The following is a 21,203-nucleotide window of genomic DNA, read 5'->3' as shown; positions in this document are numbered from 1 at the left end:
ATCCCGTGATGTGGCTCCCAGCCTGGGGAACCTGCTGGTCGTAGGCATCGCGTCGAGCGCCCTGTCCGACCTGTCCTGCTCCGACGCCGTCTTCCACGCCGAGGGCGCGAGCAGGCCTACCGCGCCTACCAGGAGGCGCACCTGGACGACCCGTTCGCGCCGGGCGTCGCGTTCCCGTTCCTGCGCAGACTGCTGCGGCTCAACGCGGTGGGACCGCTCGTCGAGGTCATCGTGCTGTCGCGCAACTCCCCCGGCACGGGCCTGCGCATCCCGAGGTCGGCGGCCCACCACGGCCTCACGATCACCCACGCGATCTTCACCGAGGGCCGCGCCCCGCACGAGTTCATGCCGACGCCGAACATGTCGCTGTTCCTGTCCGCCAACGAGAACGACGTCCGGAAAGCGACGCCGGCCGACATGCCCGCGGCCAGGTCCTCAAGTCCTCGTTCCAGGACGACGACGATCCCGCGCTGCGCATCGCGTTCGACTTCGACGGCGTCCTGGCCGACGACGCCTCCGAGCGCATCCACCACAGCGGCGGCCCCGACCACTTCCCCCGGCGAAAGAGCCCGGTCGTCCACAGCGGACGACCGGGCTCGATCCTGAAGGGGACTACTTCGCGAGACCGGCCTCGACCGCCTTGATGATCGCCGGCCGCAGCTCCGCGGCCGTGATGATCGCGTCGACCGCGCCGACCTCCACCGCGCGCTGCACGCTGTGCACGCGGTCGAACTCGGCGGCCATCTCGTTGAGCTTCTCCGTCCGCACCGACTGCCGCGTGGACGACAGCTCGGCGGTCAGCGCGGCGCGCTCGGCACCGGAGGCCTCGGCCACGGCGGACTCCAGCTTCTTCACGCGCGGGTCGTTGGCCGTGCGGCCGTCGACCTCGCGGGCGAACACCACGGCCGCGGCGGGCGCGCCGCCGATGACCGAGGCGAAGGAGCCCTCGACCGCGAGCACGGTCATGGACGGGTTCAGGGCCTTCGAGAAGACCACGAACGCGCCGCCGTGGTAGCGCGAGATCACGGTGAAGACGATCGGGCCGCGGAAGTTGACGATCGCGCGGCCGATCTCGGCGCCGTACTCGAGCTGCAGCTCCCGCATCGACTCCGGTGAGCCGTCGAAGCCGGACAGGTTCGCCAGCACCACCAGCGGACGGTTGCCCGAGGCCGCGTTGATCGCGCGGGCCGCCTTCTTCGACGACTTCGGGAACAACGTGCCGGCGGTGTAGGTGTCCGGGCCGTCGGTGGGCGGGAAGCCGGTGCGGGCCACGCCGCGCGACTCGATGCCCAGCAGCGTCACCGGGATGCCGCCGAGGTGCACGTCCTGCACGACGGCGGTGTCGGCGTCGGCCATGCCCGCCCAGCGCTCCAGCACCTCGTGGTCCTGGTCGGACAGGGCGCGCATCACGGTGCGGATGTCGAACGGCTTCTTGCGGTCCGGGTTCGCCTCGGTCGAGAAGATCTCACCGACCGTGGTGAACGGGCTGTCGCCGACGACGTGCGGGTACGACGAGACGTCCCGGGACGCGGGGTCCGACGTGGCGACGCGGCGCGGGCCGGCCTCACCGGGGGCGATGTAGCTGTGCTCGTAGTGCGCCAGCAGCACGTCGAACGCCGACCGCAGGTCCGGGGCCCAGTACTGCGCCTGGCCGTTCGGGCCCATGACGCGGTCGTAGCCGCCGATGCCGTAGTTGTCCTCGGCCGAGACGCCGCCGGAGAAGTCGAGCGCCTGCTTGCCGGTCAGCACCATCGCCGAGTCCGGCGTCATGACCAGGATGCCCTTGGTGTGCATGAGCATCGTGGCCTCGGCGTTCCAGTACGGCTGGGCGCCGACGTTGATGCCGTTGACGACGACGTTGATCTCGCCGCCGTCCTGCGTGAACTCGACGATCCGCTTGAGCGCCGCGGCCACCCAGTCCATGTTCTCGACACCGGAGCTCATCGAGATCTTCGCGCCGGACGACAGCGAGAACCACTCCAGCGGAACGGAGAGCTCCGACGCCAGGTCCAGGGCGTGGATCACCCGCGAGCACTCGGGCTCGGCCAGCGCGCCCAGCGACTTGGTCGGGTCGCCCAGCAGCACCACGCGCTTCATGCCCTCGGGGTACGCGGGCGTCGGCGTGGTCACCACACCGACGACGATGCCTGCCTTGTTGCCACCGCGCGGGCGGTCGACCGGCACCAGCGCGCCGTCGACGAGGTCGTGCTCGACGAACGAGCCGCCGTCGCCGACGAGCATGTCGACCAGCTCGTACGGGTAGATCGTGCCGCGCGACTGGGCGCGCAGGACGTTCTGCCGGTAGTCGTCGAGCGGCTGGATCGGGGCGGTCGGCGGCTGCACGAACGAGAACCGCACGCCCGAGCCGGCGTCCTGGGCGATCCGCACGCCGACGTCGCTGAGCTCGCCGGACACGGGGTCCTTGCGGCGCGCCAGGAACAGCACCTCCTCGAGGTCGAGGCCCGTGGTCGTCGGCAGCACGCGCTGGCCGATCGCGTCCAGGTCCTTCGACGACAGGTCGGTGGGCGGCCACGCGTAGAGCACCACGCGGTTCGTCGCGAGACGGGTGCGGCCACCGGACTGCGCACGGGCACGGCGGATGCCGTCGAGGCACGTGGCCAGCACGTCCTCCGCGGCGGGCAGGGCGACGATCCGGCCCTCGTCGTCGCGCAGCGGCGTCAGGTCGCGGACCTGGCCGAGCGCGACGAGGCGCTCGTCGGACTTGTTCGCCTTGGCCACCGCGCGGAACAGGTACACGTCCTCGTCCACCGAGGACAGGCGGGTGAGGTCGAACTCGCGCAGGCGCTCGAGCTGCATGCGTTCGGCGATGCGCGGGTGCAACCCGCGCACCAGCCTCTCCTCCGCGAACCCGCCGGACGACGGGCGGAACGTGAAGTGGTGGTGCATCGACTCGCCGCGGCGGCCCGCGACCGTGGTGGTGATGCGGGTGATCGTCGGCGGCAGCTGGTGCGCGGCCAGGGCCGCACCGAGCCCGGCGGCCATCTCGTCCTGGTCGGACGGACCGCCGGCCCAGTTCACGTAGAGGTCGGCGACGACGGCGCTGCCCTCACCGTGCTTGACGACGTCACCGATGGCGTCGGTCAGCGAAGGGAACTCGACCGCGGTCGAGATGAGCCGGGTCTGCTCCGGCTCGTTCTCCGCGATGAAGAACGACCCGCTGACGCGCGGGTTCTCCAGCGCCTTCTTGGTGTAGTAGCGGCGGGCCAGCACCTCCAGCAGCGGGGTGTTGTCGGCGCCGGGCTTGCCGATGCGCTGGCCGAGCAGGCGCACCAGCGGTTCGGCCGACGCGACCATGGCGACGATCCGGTCCTCGCGGTCGGCGGCCCGCGGGTGCGCGTCGAGGTGGATCAGGTGCTTGCGGACCTCGCTGTGCACGCGGGCGCGGTTGCGGCGCACCAGCGGCTGCGCGAACCACGTGAACACCACGCTGCGCGCGAGGTCGGCGACCGCCGGGTAGCGGACCTGCATCGCGGCGACGATGCGCTCCAGCACCAGGCCGACGCGGACCCGCTCGGACTCGACCGGCGGCGCCTCCTCGACCCACAGGCGCAGCAGCGCCGTCGCGACGGCCGCGTCGAACACACCGCGGCGCTGCGCCACGAAGATGCGGAAGACCGCCTGCTCCAGCTGCGGCGTGCGGTCCAGCTCGGTGATGCCGTAGTGGCCCATCACGTTCACCAGCTTGGCGCGGAAGCTCTCCGGCAGCGCCGCGCGGTCCGCGTCGAGCGTCTTCAGGTAGGTGTGGAAGTGCTCGCGCGGGGAGTGGATGTGGTTCTCGGGCTTGCTCTCCTCCCCCGCGGGGCGGTTGCGCGAGAGGTCGCACAGATCGGCGAAGATGCCGAGCAGCTGCGCCTCCGCGACGAGCGGCCGCTCCTTCAGGTCCTGCCGCGCGCGCAGGTAGTCGGTCAGCACGCGGTCGGTGTCCGCGGCCGTGGTGTCGAAGCCCAGCAGCAACGCCCGCAGGTCGTCCTGACCGCGTGCGGCGAGCTCCTCGGGGCGGACGTCCGTGCGCGGGGCCGGCAGCTCCAGCTCGACCGACGACTCGGACTTCGCCACGTCGGCGGCGCCGGAGGAGTCCTCGACCTCCTCGAGCTTCAGCAACGCGCCACCGGCGGGCACCTGCGTGCCGACGACGACGTTGAGCTCCTTCAGGCGGGCGCGGAACGGCGCGCGCAGCACCGTCTCCATCTTCATCGCCTCGAGCACCAGGACCGGGGCACCGGCCTCGACCTCGGCACCGACCGCGAGCGGCGTGGCGACGACCAGCGCGGGCATGGGCGAGCGCAGGACGCCGCCCTCGTCGCGGGTGACGCGGTGCGTGACGCCGTCGACCTCGACCTGGTGGACCGGGCCGTGGGTACCGGTGACGACGCGGAACCGCGTGCCGTTGACGGTGATCTGGCCGACGTGGTGGTCGAAGCGCTCGACGTCGACGTCACCGGTCAGCACGGCGTCGGAGTCCGCCGCGCACACGCCGACGCGGTACTTCGCGGGACCGACGCGGGCGACGTTCACGACGTAGGGCTGGCCGCGCAGCACGAACTCCAGTTTGCGCGCGCCCTCGTGGTTCGTGCGCGGCTGGCCACCGCGGGCGGACGCCAGCAGCTCGGAGCGGTTGATCTGCTCCTCGTCCTCGTAGACCTCGATGCCGGCCGCGGCCAGCGCGATCGCGGAGTGGCGGTGCGAGACCAGGCCGCCGTCGGCGCGGACGCGGTCGATCCACGAGGTGTCGGCGGAGCCGTCGATCACGGCGGGCTCGTCGAGCAGGTCGAGCACGAAGCTCTTGTTGGTCGTGCCGCCCTCGATGATGACCGTGGTCTCGGCCATCGCGCGGCGCAGCTTGCCGAGCGCCTCGTCGCGGTCGCGGCCGTACGCGATGATCTTGGCGATCATCGAGTCGAAGTCGGCGGGGATCTGCGAGCCCTCGGCGACACCGGTGTCGACGCGGATGCCGGGGCCCGCGGGCAGCTCCAGACGAACGATCGTGCCGGGGCACGGCGCGAAGTCGCGGTCCGGGTCCTCGGCGTTCAGACGTGCCTCGACGGCGTGGCCCTGCTCGACGGGCTTGGCGCCTTCGAGCTTGCCGCCACCGGCGACGTGCAGCTGCGCCTTGACGAGGTCGAAGCCCGTGGTGATCTCGGTGATCGGGTGCTCGACCTGCAGGCGGGTGTTGACCTCGAGGAACGCGAAGAGCTTCTCACCGGGGTGGTAGAGGAACTCGACGGTGCACGCGCCGCGGTAGCCCACCGCGTTCGCGAGCCGCTCGGCCGAGGCCTTCAGCTCGTCGACCTGGTGCTGCTCCAGCACGCAGGAGGCCGACTCCTCGATGATCTTCTGGTTGCGCCGCTGCACCGAGCAGTCGCGGACGCCGAGCGCCCACGCCGTGCCCTGGCCGTCGGCGATGACCTGCACCTCGACGTGCCGGGCGCCGGTGACGAGGCGCTCCAGGAACATCACGCCGGAGCCGAACGCGCGTTCGGCCTCCAGGCTGGTGCGCTCGAAGTTCTCCTCCATCTCCTCGGGGGAGGTGATCTTGCGGATGCCGCGGCCACCACCGCCGGCGGTCGCCTTCAGCATCAGCGGGTAGGTGACCTCCTCGGCAACCTTGAGCGCGTGCTCGAGGTTCTCGACGGCGCCACGGCTCCACGGCGCGACGGGAACGCCGACCTCCTCGGCGATCAGCTTCGAGCCGATCTTGTCACCGAGCTTGCGCATGGCCTCGGCGGACGGCCCGACGAAGGTGACCCCGACCTTCTCGCACAGCTCGGCGAACTCGGGGATCTCGGCGACGAAGCCCCAGCCGACCCACGCGGCGTCGGCCTTCGTCTCGACGAGGGCCTTCTCCAGCACCTGGAGGTTCAGGTACGGGCGGTCGGCCGCCAAGCCGAGGTTGTAGGCGAGGTCGGCTTCCCTCACGAAGGGCGCCGACTTGTCGACATCGGTGTACAGGGCGACGGTCTCGATCCGTTCCCCTGACTCGGCGGCGAGTTCACGGACGGCGTGGATCAGCCGCATTGCGGCTTCCCCGCGGTTGACGATCGCTACACGACTGAACAACGACTTCTCTCCTCGCGGACAGACAACCTCAGCGGCAGTCGCCGCCCAATCGATGTACACACTCTCGTCTACTACCCGGTAACAAAACCGCTGGAGCGGAACGAGTTGAGCAGCGTGCTTTGTATGAAATCAACAAGGCGCCAGGTCCTCGGCACAGCTTCACTTGAGCCCGTGTCCCAACTCACCGCCGCTTCGGGGCGTCCCCGGCCGCGGGCCGCCCCGCCACGGTGTCAGGACCGCGGGACGCGGATCACACTCCCCGGGGTGATGGTGTCGGGATCCGTGATGACGTGCGGGTTGGCCCGCACCAGCCGCGTGTGGAGGTTGCCGGCACCGTAGAAGCGGGTGGCGATCCCCCACAGCGTGTCGCCCGGTTTCACCTCGTACTCCTGGTAGACGCGGTAGCCGGGCACGATCCGCGGCCCGTACACGACCGGCACGATGACCTTGTCGAGCTCCGCGCCGTCCTTCGGCGACTGCCAGAACACCTCGACGAAGAGCCGGTCGAGCGCGAACGACGCACCCGAGACGTCGACCTCGATCTGGAACTGGCCGTGGCCGCCGCCCCCGTCGCCTGCCGTGAAGCCGCCCACGACCTCGTCGTGGCCTTCGTGGATGCGGTAGCCGAACTGCGCCTCGAACGCCCCGCCCGCGGTACCCGCGACCTGGATGCTGCTCCCGACCAGGCCGAGCGGCCGGGGCTGCTGGATGTCGATGGACATGGTTCCCCTTCCTCCTGCCGATGAGGTCGCGGGGAGCGAGGGGGTCGTTGCCGGGGTTCACCCCGGTGGCGCAACGGCTGGTGGTGGAGGTCGGAGTCGAACCGACTCTGCGCGAGGGCTCCCGTTTTACAGACGGGCGGGGCTCCACAGCCCCTTCTCCACCTTTGTTCGTTCATTCTTCGAGCGCACGAAAAAGCCGCCCGACCCGCTGTGCGCGGGTGGGCGGCTCTCCACGTCGGCGAGGCCTTACGGCGTCACGACGGAGAGCCTGAGCTGGGCGGACAGCTGCGATAACGGCGCATGCGGATCACCTTGCCCGATCACTCGCAGTGGCGCCAGCCATTTCTCGCGGACGTCCACGGAAACGCCATCCGGGCCTCGTGCGGTGTCCCCGGAGGCAATTCGCGGCGTGGACGAGCGCCTCACCGGCTCCGCGGGGCCGTTCGGCGCGTCCGCGATCACCGGGACGGAGGTGGTGCGGGAGTTCATTCCGGCCGCCGCCGGGTAGCCACCTCGCATGCGACCAGTTCAAAAGGCCTCCGCAGCGGTCGGCGCGGCGTTCCTGCTCGTCGGGGTGCTCGGGTTCATCCCCGGGATCACCTCGCGTTACGACGAGCTGGCGTTCGCCGGCCACTCCGGTGCCCTCCTGCTCGGCATCTTCGCCGTGTCCGTGCTGCACAACCTCGTGCACCTGCTGTTCGGCGTGCTCGGCCTGCTCGCCGCGAAGAGGGCCCAGGCCGCCCGCGCGTTCCTGATGGTCGGTGGCGGCCTCTACGTGTTCCTGTGGGTCTACGGCTCGGCCATCGGCGAGCACACCGACTCGAACTTCCTGCCGGTCAACACCGCCGACAACTGGCTGCACCTGGGCCTCGGCGCCGGGATGCTCCTGCTGGGCGTGGTGACCACCGCGGTCGAACGCGCCCGCAGCAAGTCCCCCGTCAACTGAACGGGGTCAGTTGAGCAGGGCGATCGCCAGGTTCAGCGCCGCCGCGAAGCTCACCCAGCCCAGGTAGGGCACGAGGAGCAGAGCGGCGGCCCTGTTCCGCCGCCGGAACGCCACGACCAGCGCGGCGATCGCGAGCCACAGGACGACGATCTCGGCGAACGCCACCCAGAACCAGCCGAGACCGAAGAACAACGGCGTCCACGCCGCGTTGAGCACGAGCTGCCCGCCGAACAACGCCAGCTCGCCGCGGGTGGCACCGGACCGCCAGGCGAGCCAGCCCGAGATGGCGATCATCACGTAGAGCGTCGTCCACACCGGTCCGAACAGCCACGCGGGCGGCGCCCAGGACGGCTGTTCCAGCGCCGTGTAGGTCGAGCCGGCGGAGACGGAGAACAGCGAGCCCACCACGGCGGTGACCAGCACCGCCCCTGCGACCAGGGCGAATGCGCGGACCGGGTGCCGTTCGGATACGAGCGTCATGCGAGGCAGGTACCCGTTCACCGGCGCGGCGAAGCTCGCACGATCCCCGGCCCGGCCTGGCGCGCCCGGCGGCGGCCTCCCGCCGCCGGACGCCCGCGCCGCGCTACTTCCTCTTGCCGGTGAACAGGTCCTTGACCTGGTTGCCGCGCCGCCGCAGACCCCACTTCGTCACGCGGATCAGCGCCTCGCGCACGATGTTGCCGCTCATCTTCGACTCGCCGAACTCGCGCTCCTGGAACGTGATCGGCACCTCGCGGACCCGGAAGCCCAGCTCGAGCGTCCGCCACAGCAGGTCGATCTGGAAGCAGTAGCCCGCGGAGGCGACCGAGGCGAGGTTGAGCTTGCGCAGGGTGTCCGCGCGGAACGCCCGGTAGCCGCCCGTCATGTCGCGGACGTTCGCGCCCAGGGCGAGCCGCGAGTACAGCGAGCCGCCCAGCGAGAGCAGCTTGCGCTGCGCCGGCCAGTTCACGACCTCGCCGCCCGGCACCCAGCGCGAGCCGAGCACCAGGTCGGCCTGGGGCAGGGCGTCGAGCAGCCGGTGCAGCTGTTCGGGGGCGTGCGACCCGTCGGCGTCCATCTCGCACACGACGCCGTAGTCCCGCTCCAGCGCCCACTGGAAGCCCGCGACGTACGCGGCGCCCAGACCGGCCTTCTCGGTGCGGTGCATCACGTGGACCCGGTCGTCCGCGGCCGCCATCTCGTCGGCGAGCTGCCCGGTGCCATCGGGGCTGCCGTCGTCGACCACCAGCACGTGCACGTCGGGCAGTGCCGTGTGCAGCCTCTTGACGATCTTTCCGATGTTGTCCCGCTCGTTGTAGGTCGGGATCACCACCAGCACCTGCCCGAGTTCCTGGTCAGGCTGCTGCGCCATTCGAGTCCTTCCGTCGTCGTGTGAAGCCCAGCGCCAACGCCACAAGGCCCGCAGCGGTGATCACCCACTCGGGCCAGGCTCCTAGCCGAGTCGCCAGCGTAGTCTGTGACCTCAGCGGCAGTGTCGCGACCAAGGCGTCCGGCTCGAACAGCCCCGTCTTCCGAGTGACGGAACCGTCGGGTTCGACGATCGCGCTGACGCCCGAGGTGGCGGCCACCACGACCGCCCTGCCGTGCTCGACGGCGCGGACCCTGGACATGGAAAGCTGCTGGTAGGTCATCTCCGTGTACCCGAACGTGGCGTTGTTCGTCGGGATCGCGATGATCGTCGCTCCGGCCGTCACGGAGTCGCGGACCACTGAGTCGAACGCCACTTCGTAACACGTGTCGATCGCGACCTTCGCGGGTCCCATGACGAAACCCTCCGGGTCCGTGCCGGGCTGGAAGACGCCCGCCCGGTCGACCTCGGACGCGAACAGCCGGAAGAACGACCGCATGGGCATCGTCTCGCCGAAGGGCTGCAGCTTGCGCTTGGTGTAGGTGTCCGTCGGCCCCTTCTCGGGGTCCCAGAGCACGACCTGGTTGCGCGGCAGCCCGTCGGTGCGGTCGAGCACCACGGCACCGACCGCGACCGGCGCCTTGATCGCCTTCGCGGCCGCGTCGATCACCGCGGCGGCGTCGGCGTTGCGGAACGGGTCGATGTCGGAGGAGTTCTCCGGCCAGATCACGACGTCGGGCTGCTCGGCCCTGCCCGCGGCGACGTCGGCCGCGAGCTGCGTCGTCCGCTTGGCGTGGTTGTCGAGCACCGCGCGGCGCTGGGCGTTGAAGTCGAGCCCGGCGCGCGGCACGTTGCCCTGGATCGCGGCGACCGTGACGGTTCCGGCGGACGGGTCCACGCCGACGGGCACCACCAGCCCCGCCACCACCGGCACCGCGACCAGCGGCAGGCCGAGCTCCCAGTTCCTCACGAGCCAGAACAGCCCGAACCCGGACAGCACCACCGCGAACGTCACGAGCGGCGCCCCGCCCAGCGACGCGAGGGGCAGGAACCAGCCCTCGGGCTGCCCGAACGCGATCTTGCCCCAGGTGAAGCCGCCGAACGGGAACACCCCGCGCAACGCCTCGTCCGCCACCCACAGGCACGCCGCCCACAGCGGCCAGCCGGGCACCCGTGAGACGAGTGCCATCGCCGTCGTGCCGAGCGAGATCATCAGCGCGCACGCCAGCGACAGCGGCAGCGAGGCGACCAGCCCGACGAACTCGCCGGTCCACTGCAGCAACGGCACCATGAACCCGAGCCCGAACAGCAGCCCGTATCCGAAGCCGGCGCGCGCACGCTTGCCGTAGATCACGTGCGCGAGCACCGCGAAACCGACCGGCGCCAGGAACCACAGGGGGCGCGGCGGGAAGCTGAGGTAGACGAGCACTCCGCCCGCGACGGCGAGAGCCATGCGTGTGAGCAGCGGAAAGCTCACCTTCCGCCGGCGGGCGGGCGAGTGCGGCGAGTCCGGCGCGACGGGGGGTGCGACCACCCGGCCAGCCTACGAGGCCGGAAGTGGCCGGGACGTGTGGCCTCCGTCGATCCCGAGCCGGAACGACCGTCCACGGAGCGCGGTCGGCACGCCAGCCCGTTGGTCGAGGTGGAGATCCGGGAGGGCGACATTCGGGTGCGTCGCCCATTGACCGTGGACGACTATTGGGGTGAACCGCCGTTGAGCGAAATGGCGGATGGCCGGTTCCACACCGGCCGTGCGGACTATTTCGACAACGATGGCCACCAGCACTTGAACGATCGCGGCAAACACGTCATCGTGACCGGCAGGACTTCTGACAACGTTTGCTCGCGACTTCCCGACGGCTTCGTCGTCGCGCTTCCCGGCGTCCGGCCCACGCCGGCCTTCGGGGGCCTGACGTGGCACTCGGCGAGGTCGTGCACCTGTTCCGGACCACCGGCGGACCGGATGTCGACGCCGACGGCATTGAGGACGGCGGCCGCCGAATTGCGGCGAGTTCCACCGGCCCGCGGGCGCCGCGGTCGTCCCGGAACTGCCGCCGGCGAAAGCCGGAAAGGCGGACAAGCGCAAACTCCGCCGGAAGTTTCGGTAAGGTTCCGCGTAAATCAGGAGGTGACGGATGCCCCGTCCAAGCGTGGAAGCCGAACGCAAGGCGCAGATCCTCGCGTCCACCTGCAAGGTGATCGCGGCCGAGGGCTTCCGCCACCTCCGGGTGTCCGACGTCGCCAGGGACGCGGGCGTCTCCGGCGGCACGGTCCACTACTACTTCGAGACCAAGCGCGAGCTCACCGACGCCGCGTTCGAGCACTGCTTCGAGCTCTCGGTCAAGCGCCGCCGCTGGATCCTCGAGTCCGACGAGCCCCCGCTGTCCCGCCTGCGCATGGTGGTCGAGTCGTACCTCCCCGAGGGCGCCGAGACCGTCGAGGCGTGGAAGGTCTGGGCCGAACTGTGGGTCGAGGCCATCCGCAGCCCCGAGCTGCAGGAGCTCAACGAGCGCTTCTACGGCGAGTGGCGCGACATCGTGGCGGGCATCTTCCGCGACGGCCAGGCCTCCGGCGAGATCGCGGCGCCCGGTGACCCGGTCGAGCTGGCGAACATGATGGTGAGCATGCTCGACGGCCTCGCCCTGCAGGTGCTGGCCGGGTCGAAGGCCATGACGGTCGACACCATGCGCACCACGTGCCTGAGGTTCGTCGACCAGCTCACCACCGTGTCCGTCGGCTGACGCTTCGCGGGCCCCTGCTGTTGCGGTCCGGAGCCCCGGTATCGGGTGACGTGGCTCATCCGGGTCAAATCAGGGTTGGTCCCGATGCAACGAACCGCTGATCCTGGGCATCCTGGGTACATGACCACGACAGTTGCTTTGAGCAGGCCCAGGACCAACCGGATGATCGCGGGTGTCTGCGCGGGGCTCGCCCAGCGCTGGGGGATGAAGGCGGGCACCGTGCGCCTTCTGTTCCTGCTGTCCTGCCTTCTGCCCGGACCGCAGTTCGTCGTCTACATCGTGCTCTGGGTGATCATGCCCAGCCGCAACTACTGACCAGCCGCCGCCCCGTGCCGTTCACCGGCACGGGGGCCGGCATCGTCTTCACGGCTACCGGCTCTGCTCGGAAGGTATGCCCGCCAGCTCCTCCATCAGGCTCGTGAACGCCTCCGGTTGCACCCGGAACCATCCGTCGAACGGCTGTGTCATCCCCACGCACAACACGCACACGGTCGCCAGCACGGCCGAGGCGAGGCTCATCTGCAGGAAGTGCCGCTTGCGCGCGGTGAAGCCGATCAAAATCGGGTAGATGACCATCGCGACGGCTCCGACGATCGTCCCGACCAGCATGATGTTGCCGGTGTTGTCGAGGCCGCTCGCCGAGTCGAGCCGGTCGCGGCGCAGGTCGGTGATCTCCCGCATCCGTTCGAGGGAGCGTTCCCGCGCGCTCTTCACCTCCTCCGGGGTGGAGGGCAGGCCGAGGATCTCGGCGTGCAGCGCGTGGAGCGTCTCGGTGGTCTTGCCGTCCGACTCGCCCATCTGGAGCTTCGGCCACTCCCGGTAGGCCACCAGCCTCGGGTACTCGGTCAGCAGCGAGCGGATGTGGTCGCGCTGGGGTTGCGGCATGGCGGCCGTCTGCCAGTAGACGTCGGCGACGGCGGCGGCCTCCCTGGACGCGTTGCCCTCGGCGGTACCGCCCGCCTCCCAGACGATCACCATGTAGAAGGCCAGCGCGACGATGAACAGGCCGCTGATCACCGCGCCGAGGAAGCCGCGCGAGTCCGCGTCCCGGTCGTCGGCCTGCTCGTGGGCCCGTGACCGCCCGAAGAGCAGGAGGGCTGCCGCCGTGACGGCCACCGACGCGAGAACGACTACCAGCCCGGTCCACATGGCATCAATCACCCCACAGCGGACGCCGTTTGACCACCAACACCACGCTTCCCGGCACTGTTCTGCGCCCGACGGGAGCAACGGGCGTTGATCATGAGCACCGTCCGTCCACATCGGAACCTCAACGCCGAAGCCGTTGACACGAACAGGAGAACCGAGTCCGTCCGTCCTCGACGGAGAGTGAGGACATCATGATCAACGCTCGGTGACAACCGGGGCGGAGCGTGCCAACCTGTGGCCGATCCCGACCCGGAAGGCGTGGCATGCGTGCACCGATCCTCATCGCCGTCGTGCTGCTGGTCCCCCTGCTGGCCCCCGGCCCGCCGGTGGCCGCGGACGAGGTGTGGCGCACGCAGTTCGACGGGGCGGTGTACGGGGACGTCACGGTCATCGGCAACTCCGTCCTGAGCTGTCCGACGCCCGAGCAGGCCGGGCCCAACCCGAAGTACCCGCCGAAGTCCTGTGCGGACGCGCTGGACCGCAAGGGCCGCGGCCCGTCGGCGCTGAACAACGGCCACCGCATGTCCTGGACCGACGTCGACGACGACCCGGCGACGTTCACCTCCTCCCGGGCCCAGCTGGCGATCCCGGCCGGCGCCACCGTCGCCCACGCGAAGCTCGGCTGGGCGGGCAGCGCCACCTGCCGCGACGCGGTCGCACCTCCCGGCTCGCCGCGCGACCCGGTCGTCCTCAACGGCACGCCGGTCAGCCCCGGCCGGTTCGTCCAGGACGCCCCCGAGGACCTCTCGCACACCGACAACGTCTTCTACAGCGCCGAAGCCGACGTCACCCGCGCGCTGACCAGCGGCACCGTGACCGTGGGCAACGTCTGGGCGCCGCAGGGGTTCGACTGCTTCGGCGGCTGGTCGCTGACGGTCGTGTGGAAGTTCGAAGGCCCCACCGCGGCGGCACCGGCCCGGCGCCACGTCGCGGTGCACGGCGGCCACGTCCGGCTCCCCACGAAGAAGCCGGTGCTGACCACCCCGATCGCACCCACGCACCCCGCCGGAGGGGCGGTCCGGGTGGGGGTGACCGCCTACGAGGGCGACTGGGCCACGGACGGCGACCAGCTGCTGGTCAACGGCACCTCCATCGGCGGGAGCAACGCGTTCATGTCGTCCGCGCAGGGCGCACCGCACCTCAACAACATGAGCGTCGACGCGCGCACGTTCACCCTTGGCGAGAACGTCCTCAAACCCGGCGGCAAGAGCGCCGAACTGGAGTTCAGGAGAGCCGACGACGCGTTCCTGGTGCAGAACGTCGCCTGGTCGTTCCCGCTGCCCGAGCTCACGCTGGAGGTGACGCCCGAGCAGCCCGCGGCGCACCCCGGGACCACCGTCACGCAGACCGCGACGATCACCAACACCGGTGACGCGCCCGCGGCCGGGGTGTCGGTGTGCGGCCACCAGGTCGGCACGGTCGACTCGCACGCCACGGTGACCCGCACCTGCTCGTCCACGGCGGCGGACGACGACTACCAGGCCACCGTCGCGGTGACCGGGAGCAGCCTCGCGGGTGACCCGCTCGCGGTGCAGAAGGCGTCGGCGGTCGACGTGCTGCACCCGGCGTTGCGCGCGATCGCCGCGACCGAGTCGATGACCGCGCTGCCGGGCCAGGCCGTGAAGTTCACGACGACCGTCACGAACACCGGCGACACCCCGCTCTACGACCTCAGCGCCCGCGCGGCGTCGGGGTGCGAGCCCATGCAGGGCCAGCTCGACCCCGGCGCGATCTCCGCCGTCGACTGCACGGCGCCCGCGGGCGACGAGAGCGGCGTGCTGACCGCCACCGTCACGGCGTCGGACAAGATCGGCGGCAAGGTCGAGGCGACGGCGTCGACGCAGGTCGAGGTCATCTACCCGCGGCTGACGATCAGCGCGCTGTGGTCGAAGGACCGCGCTCGCGACGGCGAGGTCGTCACGGTCACCATCACCATCACGAACCTGTCGGACCTGCCGATCACCGACGTCCGCGTCGAGGGCGAGCCCGCCGCGTGCCGCCGGGTGTTCCCGGTGCTGCAACCGCGTCAGCGCATCACCTACACGTGCCAGGTCACCGCGCCGGTGAACTCCCGGCTGACGGTGTCCGGCGCGGGAGCGGGTACCGCGATCAGCGAGAGCACCGTCGTGCGGATCGCCTCGGTGGCCGCGCCGCCGTCCTCCGAGCCGGCACGGCCCACGCCGCCCGCCGAGCCGGCGCCCCACCGTCCGGTCGCGCACGTGCAGCCGGTGTCGAAACCGGTGGCCGGCGGTCTGGCCGCGCTGCTCGGCGTGCTCGGCATGGTGGTCGTCGCCGCCGGGCTCTCCGGGCTGGGCCGCCGCTGACAAATGAGGTAGAAGGACCTCATGGAGATCACCGCCTTCCTGGAGCGCAAGCTGGCCCGCCGGTTCCGCACGTACGACACCGACGGCGACGGTTTCATCGAGCGCGAGGACTTCACACAGGCGGGCGAGCGCACCACGGAGGCGTTCGGGCTGGCGGCCGGCGACCCGAAAGCCGTCCGGTTCCACGCGCAGCTGGCCGGGTTGTGGGAGCTGCTCTCGTCGGTCGCCGACACCGACGGCGACGGGCGGATCAGCGTCGAGGAGTACAAGACGGCGTTCGCGAACGGGCTGCTGGAGACGCCCACGTCGTTCGACGATCACTACGTGCCGTTCCTCGACGCGGTGATGGCGATCGCGGACTCCGACGGCGACGGCAGGCTGACCCTCGAGGAGCACGTCCGGTGGACGGGCGCGCTCATGAACCTCTCCGAGCACGACGCCCGCGGGATCCACGACCTGCTGTCCGACGAGGACGGGTTGCTGGCCACCAAGGCGCTGCTGGAGGCGATCCGGGAGTTCTACTTCTCGGAGGACCCGGCCGAGGCCGGCAACTGGCTGCTGGGGTCGTTGGACTGACGTGCTGCTCAAAACGCTGCAGGAGCACGCGGCACGGGCCCAGCCGGCCGCGCACGTCGAGGAGGCGGGCGGCTGGTGGCTGCGGCACTCCCCCGGCGACGCCTGGTGGGTGAGCGCCGCGCTGCCCCACGACCGGGAGGACCGGGTGGCGCTCGCGGAGGAGTTCTGCGCCGAACGCGAGGCGCCGGTGCGGATCCAGATCACTCCGGGCGTGTGTGCGGCCGACCTGGACGCGAGGCTGGGCGACCGGGGCTACGAGCGGGGCCGGGACATGTCCCTGCAGATCGCCTCGACCGCCGAGGTGCTGCGCCAGGCCCACTCCGACGCCGGTGAGGTCGTCACCCGGCCGACCGACGCGTGGCTGGCGGCGTGGCACTCGGTGACCACGCGGGACGTCGGCGCCGAACGCGACCTGCTCAGCCGGGTCGAACACCCGAGCGCGTACGCGTACGCGCAGGTCGACGGTCAGGTGGTGGCCGTGGGCCGTGCGGTGGCCGAAGAGGGGTGGGCAGGCGTGTTCGGCATGGCGACGCTGCGGCACGCACGGGGCCGAGGCGCCGCGCGGTCCGTGCTCGCCGCCCTGGCCACGTGGGCGGCCACGCAGGAGGCGAACCACATGTACCTGCAGATGCAGCGGGAGAACGCCACGGCGTTCCGGCTCTACGAACGGACGGGGTTCCGCGAGGTGTCCGCCTACCACTACCGCGTCCGTCCACATCCGATCAGGAATCGAGAAGGCAGGAGCGGGGTGCGCGGGCTAGGTTCTGCGCCATGACCAGGACAGCACCGGCGCCGCACGATGCCGACACCCACGACCTGATCCGCGTGCAGGGCGCACGCGTGAACAACCTGCGCGACGTCGACGTCGAGATCCCGAAGCGCCGGCTGACCGTCTTCACCGGTGTCTCCGGGTCCGGCAAGAGCTCGCTGGTGTTCGGCACGATCGCCGCGGAGTCGCAGCGGCTGATCAACGAGACCTACAGCGCGTTCGTCCAGGGCTTCATGCCGACGCTGCCGCGTCCCGAGGTGTACCTGCTGGAGGGCATCACCACGGCGATCCTGGTCGACCAGCAGCGGATGGGCGCGGACCCGCGCTCGACCGTCGGCACCGCGACCGACGTCAACGCGATGCTGCGCATCCTGTTCAGCCGCCTCGGCACCCCGCACGTCGGCGGTCCGCAGGCGTTCTCGTTCAACGTCGCCTCGATCTCCGGCGCGGGTGCCGTGACGATCGAGAAGGGCGGCCAGAAGGTCAAGGAGCGCCGCGAGTTCTCCATCACCGGCGGCATGTGCCCGCGTTGCGAGGGCCGCGGCCAGGTCTCCGACATCGACCTGACCGAGGTCTACGACGAGTCGAAGTCGATCCTCGAGGGCGCGATCAAGGTGCCGGGCTACAACGTCGACAACCAGTGGACGGTGCAGACGTTCACGCAGTCCGGGTTCATCGACCCGGCCAAGCCGATCCGCAAGTACACGAAGAAGGAGCTGCACGACTTCCTGTACCGGGACCCGGTCAAGATCAAGGTCAACGGCATCAACCTGACCTACGAGGGCCTGATCCCGAAGCTGCAGAAGTCGATGTTGTCGAAGGACCGCGAGGCGCTGCAACCGCACATCCGCGCGTTCGTGGACCGCGCGGCGACGTTCGGGACGTGCCCGGAGTGCGCCGGCACCCGCCTGACCGAGGCGGCGCGGTCGTCGAAGGTCAGGGGCCAGTCCATCGCGGACCTGTGCGACATGCAGATCACCGACCTGGCGGAGTGGATCCGCGGGGTGGAGGACTCCTCCGTCGCGCCGTTGATCGACAAGCTCACGCACACGCTCGACTCGTTCGTCGAGATCGGTCTCGGCTACCTGTCGCTGAACCGGCCCGCGGGCACGCTGTCCGGCGGCGAGGCGCAGCGCGTCAAGATGATCCGGCACCTCGGCTCGGCGCTGACCGACGTGACGTACGTGTTCGACGAGCCGACGATCGGTCTGCACCCGCACGACGTCCAGCGCATGAACAACCTCCTGCTCCGGTTGCGGGACAAGGGGAACACCGTGCTCGTCGTCGAGCACAAGCCGGAGACGATCGCGATCGCGGACCACATCGTCGACCTCGGTCCGGGTGCGGGCCGGGGCGGCGGCACGATCTGCTTCGAGGGGACGCTGGAGGGGCTGCGGTCCAGCGGCACGGTGACCGGGCGCCACCTGGACGACCGGGCGTCGCTGAAGCCGTCGGTGCGGGAGCGGACCGGTGTCCTGCAGATCCGCGGGGCGTCGGCGAACAACCTGCGTGACGTGGACGTCGACATCCCGCTCGGTGTGCTGACCGTGGTCACCGGCGTCGCGGGCTCGGGCAAGTCGTCGCTGATCCACCGGTCGATGCCGCGCGACTCGGGCGCGATCGTGGTCGACCAGACGCCGATCAAGGGGTCGCGGCGCTCGAACCCGGCCACCTACACCGGCCTGCTGGAGCCGATCCGCAAGGCGTTCGCCAAGGCCAACGGTGTGAAGCCCGCGCTGTTCAGCGCGAACTCCGAGGGTGCCTGCCCGAACTGCAACGGCGCCGGCGTGGTGTTCACCGACCTCGGCATCATGGCGACGATCGAGTCCCCGTGCGACGTCTGCGAGGGCAAGCGGTTCGACCAGGCCGTGCTGGAGTTCAAGTTCGGCGGCCGCGACATCTCCGAGGTGCTCGCGATGCCCGTCGCCGAGGCCGTCGACTTCTTCGGCTCGGGCGACGCCCGCACGCCCGCGGCCCACGCGATCCTGCAACGGCTCGACGACGTCGGCCTCGGCTACCTGTCGCTCGGCCAGCCCCTGACCACGCTGTCCGGCGGTGAGCGGCAGCGCCTGAAGCTGGCCACGCACATGGCGGACAAGGGCGGCGTCTACGTCCTGGACGAGCCGACGACGGGTCTGCACCTCGCCGACGTCCAGCAGCTGCTCGGGCTGCTCGACCGCCTGGTCGAGGCGGGCAAGTCGGTGATCGTGATCGAGCACCACCAAGCCGTGATGGCCCACGCCGACTGGATCATCGACCTCGGTCCCGGCGCAGGTCACGACGGTGGCAAGGTGGTGTTCGAGGGCACGCCCGCCGACCTCGTCGCCGACCGCTCCACGCTGACCGGCGAGCACCTCGCCGACTACGTGGGTGCCCCTGCGCGTCGCAAGAAGCGGTGAAGGGTAAACAGGAGACATGAAGATCACGCCGTTCCTGGACCGCAGGCTGAGCCACAGGTTCTCCACCTACGACACGGACCAGGACGGCCACGTGCAGCGCGCGGACTTCGAACTGGCGTGCACGAGGCTGACGTCGGCGTTCGGCCTGGACGCCGGCGACGAGCGCGCCCAGCGGCTGCACGAGCAGCTGCTGGGGGTGTGGGAGCACCTGGCCGCCATGACCGACGTGAACGACGACGGGCAGATCAGCCTGGCCGAGTACAAGTCGGCGTTCGTCCGCGGCCTGCTGGGCCGCCCCGAGGCGTTCGACGACGTCTACGTGCCCTACCTCGACGCGCTGCTGGCCGTCGCCGACCACGACGGCGACGGGCGGCTCGGCCTGGAGGAGCACGTGCGCTGGTCGCAGGCGATGATGGACGTCTCCGAGGCCGACGCACGCGCCGTGCACGCCCGGCTGGACCACGACGGCGACGGTCTCATCGGGACCGAAGACCTGCTGGCGGCGTGGCGGGGGTACTACTTCTCGGAGGACCCGGACGGGCCGGGCGCGTGGCTGCTCGGGCCGCTGCCCTAGGCGGTCTCCGCGACCTGCTTGATCGAGGCGGCCTCGGTCTCGACGTACCGCGTGATCGTCGACCTCGTCATCAGCCAGCCGAGCCAGGACATCGGCCCGCCGAGGGTCAGGGCGAGGGTGAGGCGGCTGCCGCCGGCATGCGGTTCGACGACGTGCCCCGCCGTGACCGTGACGCCGCTCGACCTCGACTCCCAGGTGAAGGACCGGCCGCCGGTCAGCTCGGTGACCGTCAGCACCGCCTCGGCGAGCTTCGGCTGCTTGATCCTGGCCCGTGATCCGACGGCCAGCGGTCCGTCGTCGAGCTTCCGCAACGACTCGACCGTGGGGATGCGCTCGGGCCAGCGCTCGACGTCGGTGAGCACCGCCCAGACCCGCTCGGGAGTGGCCGCGACCGTGACTGTGCGCTGCAGGCCAGGCATGGCGCGAGTGTACTCAGAACCGCCGTTCGACCTCCTCGATCGCCTCTGCCGCGATCCGCCTCGCCGCCTCACGCGGTGACGCTTCGTCGTCGAGGACCCGGGCGACGAGCCGGCGCATGGTCGTGCCGATCTTCGCGAACGCCGACTCCGCGGTGGGCTCGACGTCGCCGAAGAGCGTCCACCACCACCAGGAGTTCGTGGCGGAGTTGGCGACGACGTCCGGGATGACCAGCGCGCTGATCCTGGCCTCCGCCTCGGCCGTGACCGGCATGTTGGCGGCCTCGACGACGAGCTTCGCCCGGACGGCGTGGGCGTTGTCCCCGTGGATCGCGTAGCTGGTGGCGGCGGGGACGAGGACGTCCGCCTCGACGCTCAGCCACCGGTCGCCGTCGAGTTCCCGGTCCTGCGGCCCCAGCCGCGCGCGGTCGATGCCGCCGTGCGCGTCCCGGGACAGCAGGAGGGTTTCCACGTCAAGACCGTCCGGATTGGACACCACGCCGTGGACGTCGGCGAGCCCGACGACCCTGACGCCCGCGCGGGCGAGGTAGCGGGCCGTGGCACCGCCCATCGAGCCGAAGCCCTGCACGAACGCCGTGGGGTTCTCGATCCGGAGGTGTTGGACGCCCTGGAGAGCCGCTTCGGCCACTCCGTAGCCACCGACGAGCTCGTCCAGGCCGACGCCGTCGACGGTGACGTCGAAGGCGTCCGCAAGTCGCCGGCGTGCTTCGTCTTCGTCGTCGAGCAGCGGGTAGACCGCCTGGATGGACGACCGCAGCCCGATCTTCCCGATGGCTTCGTCGATCGTCGACTGCCTGAGCCCGAGGTCCTCCCCCATGGTCCAGAACCGTTCGATGTACGGCGACATGGCGAACAGGTACGCCGTGAGGACTTCGGTCGCCCTGGCGTCGTAGGGGTCGAAGTCGATGCCGCCCTTGGCGCCGCCGAGCGGCACGTAGCGCGCCTCGGGGTCGTAGTTGAGGGCTTCCTTGGCGGTCATCCCCTCAGCCAGACCGCGCACCTCGTCGAGCGTGCACCCGGCGCGCATCCGCAGACCGCCGCTGCTGACCCCGCGCACGAGCCGGTCGATGACGAGGTAGCCACGTGCCCCGGTGGCCGGGTCGTTCCACGTGACCTCGAGGTAAGTCATGCGGCACAGCG

16 protein-coding genes, 1 tRNA gene and 1 pseudogene are annotated in these 21,203 nt (G+C 70.7%); 9 read left to right on the top strand and 9 right to left on the bottom strand.

The window, feature by feature from the left end; genetic code table 11:
- Positions 1 to 75 precede the first annotated feature (75 nt).
- Positions 76 to 644, top strand: a pseudogene (locus tag L6E10_RS41330) (5'-nucleotidase).
- Here the strand turns inward: L6E10_RS41330 and L6E10_RS36335 are convergent.
- The 3 genes from L6E10_RS36335 to L6E10_RS36325 all read right to left on the bottom strand — a co-directional run bounded on the left by L6E10_RS36335 (position 613) and on the right by L6E10_RS36325 (position 6,963).
- Positions 613 to 6,078, bottom strand: a complete 5,466-nt coding sequence (locus L6E10_RS36335; RefSeq protein WP_236224696.1) for a carboxyl transferase domain-containing protein — start codon at positions 6,076 to 6,078, stop codon at positions 613 to 615. The pseudogene L6E10_RS41330 and the gene L6E10_RS36335 overlap by 32 nt on opposite strands.
- 230 nt (positions 6,079 to 6,308) lie before the next feature.
- Positions 6,309 to 6,800: a Gmad2 immunoglobulin-like domain-containing protein gene (locus tag L6E10_RS36330; protein ID WP_236224695.1), complete on the bottom strand. Its 492-nt coding sequence runs from the start codon at positions 6,798 to 6,800 to the stop codon at positions 6,309 to 6,311.
- A gap of 78 nt (positions 6,801 to 6,878) precedes the next feature.
- Positions 6,879 to 6,963, bottom strand: a tRNA-Tyr gene (locus L6E10_RS36325).
- A gap of 354 nt (positions 6,964 to 7,317) precedes the next feature.
- Here L6E10_RS36325 and L6E10_RS36320 point away from each other — a divergent pair.
- Positions 7,318 to 7,746, top strand: a complete 429-nt coding sequence (locus L6E10_RS36320; RefSeq protein WP_236224694.1) for a DUF4383 domain-containing protein — start codon at positions 7,318 to 7,320, stop codon at positions 7,744 to 7,746.
- Positions 7,747 to 7,752: 6 nt separating this feature from the next.
- On the opposite strand, the gene L6E10_RS36315 is transcribed toward L6E10_RS36320, so the two are convergent.
- The 3 genes from L6E10_RS36315 to lnt all read right to left on the bottom strand — a co-directional run bounded on the left by L6E10_RS36315 (position 7,753) and on the right by lnt (position 10,628).
- Positions 7,753 to 8,226, bottom strand: a complete 474-nt coding sequence (locus tag L6E10_RS36315; RefSeq protein ID WP_236224693.1) for a TspO/MBR family protein — start codon at positions 8,224 to 8,226, stop codon at positions 7,753 to 7,755.
- A gap of 103 nt (positions 8,227 to 8,329) precedes the next feature.
- Positions 8,330 to 9,097, bottom strand: a complete 768-nt coding sequence (locus tag L6E10_RS36310) for a polyprenol monophosphomannose synthase (RefSeq protein WP_236224692.1) — start codon at positions 9,095 to 9,097, stop codon at positions 8,330 to 8,332.
- A complete protein-coding gene (lnt, locus tag L6E10_RS36305) occupies positions 9,081 to 10,628 on the bottom strand; it encodes an apolipoprotein N-acyltransferase (protein WP_236224691.1) in 1,548 nt (515 codons plus the stop codon). The genes L6E10_RS36310 and lnt overlap by 17 nt, the downstream gene beginning before the upstream one ends.
- A 601-nt stretch (positions 10,629 to 11,229) precedes the next feature.
- Between lnt and L6E10_RS36300 the strand changes: the two genes are divergently transcribed.
- Together L6E10_RS36300 and L6E10_RS36295 are read left to right on the top strand one after the other, a co-directional pair.
- Positions 11,230 to 11,835, top strand: a complete 606-nt coding sequence (locus tag L6E10_RS36300; protein ID WP_236224690.1) for a TetR/AcrR family transcriptional regulator — start codon at positions 11,230 to 11,232, stop codon at positions 11,833 to 11,835.
- 120 nt (positions 11,836 to 11,955) lie between these two features.
- Positions 11,956 to 12,150: a PspC domain-containing protein gene (locus tag L6E10_RS36295; RefSeq protein ID WP_236224689.1), complete on the top strand. Its 195-nt coding sequence runs from the start codon at positions 11,956 to 11,958 to the stop codon at positions 12,148 to 12,150.
- A gap of 54 nt (positions 12,151 to 12,204) precedes the next feature.
- On the opposite strand, the gene L6E10_RS36290 is transcribed toward L6E10_RS36295, so the two are convergent.
- Complete coding sequence (locus L6E10_RS36290) at positions 12,205 to 12,984, bottom strand: DUF4239 domain-containing protein (protein WP_236224688.1); 780 nt, start codon at positions 12,982 to 12,984, stop codon at positions 12,205 to 12,207.
- Positions 12,985 to 13,247: 263 nt separating this feature from the next.
- On the opposite strand from L6E10_RS36290, the gene L6E10_RS36285 reads away from it, so the two are divergent.
- From L6E10_RS36285 to L6E10_RS36265, 5 genes are read left to right on the top strand one after another with little or no spacing between them, the layout of a single operon-like run.
- Positions 13,248 to 15,308, top strand: coding sequence for a hypothetical protein (locus L6E10_RS36285; protein ID WP_236224687.1), 2,061 nt, complete (start codon positions 13,248 to 13,250; stop codon positions 15,306 to 15,308).
- A gap of 21 nt (positions 15,309 to 15,329) precedes the next feature.
- Positions 15,330 to 15,884 (top strand): EF-hand domain-containing protein, encoded by a 555-nt coding sequence (locus tag L6E10_RS36280; protein WP_236224686.1) that lies wholly within the window; start codon positions 15,330 to 15,332, stop codon positions 15,882 to 15,884.
- Between the two features lies 1 nt (position 15,885).
- Positions 15,886 to 16,659 carry a GNAT family N-acetyltransferase gene (locus tag L6E10_RS36275; RefSeq protein ID WP_236224685.1) on the top strand — a complete coding sequence of 258 codons (774 nt, stop codon included), beginning with the start codon at positions 15,886 to 15,888 and terminating at the stop codon, positions 16,657 to 16,659.
- Positions 16,656 to 19,052, top strand: coding sequence for an excinuclease ABC subunit UvrA (locus L6E10_RS36270; RefSeq protein ID WP_236224684.1), 2,397 nt, complete (start codon positions 16,656 to 16,658; stop codon positions 19,050 to 19,052). Before L6E10_RS36275 ends, L6E10_RS36270 begins: the two co-directional genes overlap by 4 nt.
- Before the next feature lie 16 nt (positions 19,053 to 19,068).
- Entirely contained in the window at positions 19,069 to 19,626 is a 558-nt protein-coding gene (locus L6E10_RS36265) for an EF-hand domain-containing protein (protein ID WP_236224683.1), read from the top strand.
- Here L6E10_RS36265 and L6E10_RS36260 read toward each other — a convergent pair.
- A complete protein-coding gene (locus L6E10_RS36260; protein WP_236224682.1) occupies positions 19,623 to 20,045 on the bottom strand; it encodes an SRPBCC family protein in 423 nt (140 codons plus the stop codon). The genes L6E10_RS36265 and L6E10_RS36260 overlap by 4 nt on opposite strands.
- Positions 20,046 to 20,058: 13 nt before the next feature.
- Positions 20,059 to 21,192 carry a Glu/Leu/Phe/Val dehydrogenase dimerization domain-containing protein gene (locus L6E10_RS36255; protein ID WP_236224681.1) on the bottom strand — a complete coding sequence of 378 codons (1,134 nt, stop codon included), beginning with the start codon at positions 21,190 to 21,192 and terminating at the stop codon, positions 20,059 to 20,061.
- Between the last annotated feature and the right edge of the window lie 11 nt (positions 21,193 to 21,203).

Source organism: Lentzea sp. CC55, assembly GCF_021056325.1.
In the GTDB taxonomy this organism is placed as follows: Bacteria; Actinomycetota; Actinomycetes; order Mycobacteriales; family Pseudonocardiaceae; genus Lentzea; species Lentzea jiangxiensis.
The sequence above is the reverse complement of the archived record's forward strand: the minus strand, read 5'-3'. Positions and strand labels throughout refer to the sequence as shown.

Bases quoted from the DNA above. Each gene is read 5' to 3' on its own strand.
- L6E10_RS36330 (WP_236224695.1), bottom strand. From the start codon at position 6,800: ATGTCCATCGACATCCAGCAGCCCCGGCCGCTCGGCCTGGTCGGGAGC.
- L6E10_RS36320 (WP_236224694.1), top strand. From the start codon at position 7,318: ATGCGACCAGTTCAAAAGGCCTCCGCAGCGGTCGGCGCGGCGTTCCTG.
- L6E10_RS36315 (WP_236224693.1), bottom strand. From the start codon at position 8,226: ATGACGCTCGTATCCGAACGGCACCCGGTCCGCGCATTCGCCCTGGTC.
- L6E10_RS36310 (WP_236224692.1), bottom strand. From the start codon at position 9,097: ATGGCGCAGCAGCCTGACCAGGAACTCGGGCAGGTGCTGGTGGTGATC.
- L6E10_RS36300 (WP_236224690.1), top strand. From the start codon at position 11,230: ATGCCCCGTCCAAGCGTGGAAGCCGAACGCAAGGCGCAGATCCTCGCG.
- L6E10_RS36295 (WP_236224689.1), top strand. From the start codon at position 11,956: ATGACCACGACAGTTGCTTTGAGCAGGCCCAGGACCAACCGGATGATC.
- L6E10_RS36290 (WP_236224688.1), bottom strand. From the start codon at position 12,984: ATGTGGACCGGGCTGGTAGTCGTTCTCGCGTCGGTGGCCGTCACGGCG.
- L6E10_RS36285 (WP_236224687.1), top strand. From the start codon at position 13,248: ATGCGTGCACCGATCCTCATCGCCGTCGTGCTGCTGGTCCCCCTGCTG.
- L6E10_RS36280 (WP_236224686.1), top strand. From the start codon at position 15,330: ATGGAGATCACCGCCTTCCTGGAGCGCAAGCTGGCCCGCCGGTTCCGC.
- L6E10_RS36270 (WP_236224684.1), top strand. From the start codon at position 16,656: ATGACCAGGACAGCACCGGCGCCGCACGATGCCGACACCCACGACCTG.
- L6E10_RS36265 (WP_236224683.1), top strand. From the start codon at position 19,069: ATGAAGATCACGCCGTTCCTGGACCGCAGGCTGAGCCACAGGTTCTCC.
- L6E10_RS36260 (WP_236224682.1), bottom strand. From the start codon at position 20,045: ATGCCTGGCCTGCAGCGCACAGTCACGGTCGCGGCCACTCCCGAGCGG.
- L6E10_RS36255 (WP_236224681.1), bottom strand. From the start codon at position 21,192: ATGACTTACCTCGAGGTCACGTGGAACGACCCGGCCACCGGGGCACGT.